Raw genomic sequence first — 2,529 nt, forward strand, 5'->3', positions numbered from 1 at the left:
CGTAAGCGTCAAACTGAGACCACCTTCAAAAGAGTAGAACACCATGAGATACTGAGTGTACTATTCTGAAGGAGGCTTCCTCTTATGACGATCATCGAACGTAGACGGATTTGGCAGGAGCACCTACATCAACAAGCCGAAAGCGGCCTCCCCGCTGGGGAGTGGTGCGAGGCCCATGGCATCAAACGTCGGCAATTCCAGGATTGGCAACGCCGCCTCGCCTCTTCTTCCTCATCCGAATCTCCCAAAGCCCATTGGGTGTCCCTTCCCCTCCAGACCGATCCGCTTGCTTCCCCAAACGTCCTGCTGGTCCGGGTGGGCGCCGCGACGATTGAGGTGCCCACCGGGTTTTCTCCTGAGCTGCTCACGGATGTGGTTCGGGCGTTGGCGGTATGCTGAATCCGCCTGCTTCCGGCATCTACCTGGCTTGCGGGAGTACAGACCTACGCAAGTCCATCGATGGCTTGGCCGCTCTGGTTCAAGAGGGGTTTCACCTGGACCCGTGCTCCTCCAGTTGGTTTGTGTTCTGCAACCGCCAGCGCGACAAACTCAAGATTCTTCATTGGGAGCATAATGGCTTCTGGGTCTACTACCGTCGGCTGGAGAAAGGAACGTTCGCCTGGCCGGATCAAGCGGCCACTTTGGTGATGCCTATCGCCGCTCGCCAATTGCGCTGGCTGTTGGATGGACTGTCTCTCACCCAGACCCGGGCGCATCCGGCTTTGGAAGCACGAGCGGTTCTCTAGCCGTTTTTTATCGGATGGCCTCTTCTTTGGCAGGATTTGGCCAGGGGTACAGCGAAATCATAACGTATGAATCCAACATCGAACCCGCTTACCCGAGATGAACTCCAGCATCACAACCAGCAATTGACCGAGCAAAACCTGCGGCTGGAGCAACAGAATCAAGAACTCGCCCTGAAGCTCAAATGGTATGAGGAACAGGTCCGCCTCCTGCAGCACAAACGCTTTGGGGCCTCCAGCGAGAAAACGCATCCGGATCAACTGGAGCTGAACCTCTTTAACGAGGCCGAAGCCGAAACGTTGCCGCAACCGCCCGAACCGACCGTGGAAACCCTCACCTACACCCGCAAAAAATACCCCGGCCAACGAGAGGACAAGCTGGCGGGATTGCCCCAGCAGACACAGGAGTATCGGCTGGCGGAATCTGAACAGATTTGCCCGTGCTGTGGGGGGCATCTGCATGAAATCGGAAGCGACACCCACCGGGAGCTCATCGTCATTCCGGCACAAATGAACGTGTTGAATCAGGTGCGTTTCCGGTATGGATGCCGGAGGTGTGAGCGCGAAGGCATCACGACCCCCATCGTAACCGCGCCTGGCCCCAAGTCGATCCACCCCGGCAGCCTGGCTTCCCCCTCGGCGGTGGCCCATATCCTGAACCAAAAATATGGACAAGGGGTTCCCTTGTACCGTCAGGAGCAGGAACTAAAGCGTCAAGGAGTGGACCTGTCGCGGCAAACCATGGCCAACTGGGTGATCGCAGCGGCGACGCTGTGGTTCGTGTTGCTCTATGAGCGGATGCATACGCTGCTGGTGGCGAGAGATCATCTCCACGCGGATGAAACGCCGGTGCAGGTGCTCCGGGAGCCGGGACGCACAGCGGAGCAGGAGTCGTACATGTGGTTGTACCGCAGCGGACGGCTCGGTCCGGCGATCGTGCTCTATGACTACCAGCCCGGCCGCAAGGGGGAGTATCCCCGGGAGTTTCTATCTGGATTTCGGGGGTACCTGCAAGTGGATGGGTACGCGGGCTACCACAAGGTGAAGAACGCCACGTTGGTGGGCTGCTGGGCGCATGCGCGAAGAGAGTTTACGGATGCGCTGAAGGCGTTGCCCCCGGGAGTCACCGCAGAGGGAACGAAGGCCCAGGAGGGGCTGGACTTCTGCAACCGGCTATTCGCCTTAGAGCGGCAGTGGCAGGAGGAGGAGCCGAAGAAGAGGCAGGAACTGCGGATGGAGCAGAGCGTTCCGGTGCTGGAGGCCTTCCGGGAATGGCTGCGAAGCCAGCGCAATCGGGTGCTGCCCAAGAGCAAGCTGGGGAACGCCCTGACCTACTGCGTAAACCAATGGGAAAAGCTCACGGTGTTCGTGAAGGACGGACGGCTGGAGCTGGACAACAATCGGAGCGAACGGGCGATCAAGCCCTTTGTCATCGGGCGGAAGAATTGGCTGTTTGCCAACACGCCCAAAGGAGCAACGGCCAGCGCCATCACGTACAGTCTGATCGAGACGGCGAAGGAAAACGGGCTGAAGCCCTACGAATACCTGCGCTATGTGCTGGAGCAGTTGCCGCAGCTGCCTGATCCGAAGGACGTTCAAGCGCTGGATGCGTTATTGCCGTGGTCCCACACCCTGCCTGCGGATCTCCGAATCCCGCCGACTCCCTAAAAGAAACCCGATCGTTTGCCCCGATTCACTACCGAATGGGGGCTGTTTGGCATTCGTCCTAATGCCAGCATCTCATAGATTTGACAGCTTTGCTAGGTGGTCCGTATTTGACGCTTAC

At 58.6% G+C, this 2,529-nt stretch carries 3 protein-coding genes; all 3 read left to right on the forward strand.

Annotated features, from left to right (window positions below; all coding sequences use genetic code 11):
* Positions 1 to 84: 84 nt before the first annotated feature.
* Positions 85 to 399 (forward strand): IS66 family insertion sequence element accessory protein TnpA, encoded by a 315-nt coding sequence (gene tnpA, locus DQG13_RS30200; RefSeq protein ID WP_113023906.1) that lies wholly within the window; start codon positions 85 to 87, stop codon positions 397 to 399.
* Positions 393 to 746: an IS66 family insertion sequence element accessory protein TnpB gene (gene tnpB, locus DQG13_RS30205; protein WP_146767242.1), complete on the forward strand. Its 354-nt coding sequence runs from the start codon at positions 393 to 395 to the stop codon at positions 744 to 746. Before tnpA ends, tnpB begins: the two co-directional genes overlap by 7 nt.
* Positions 747 to 812: 66 nt before the next feature.
* The gene (gene tnpC / locus DQG13_RS30210; protein WP_113023907.1) at positions 813 to 2,411 is read left to right on the forward strand and encodes an IS66 family transposase; all 1,599 of its coding nucleotides are present in this window, start codon (positions 813 to 815) and stop codon (positions 2,409 to 2,411) included.
* Positions 2,412 to 2,529 lie beyond the last annotated feature (118 nt).

This window comes from Paenibacillus sp. YN15, from assembly GCF_003285005.1.
GTDB lineage: Bacteria > Bacillota > Bacilli > Paenibacillales > NBRC-103111 > Paenibacillus_AR.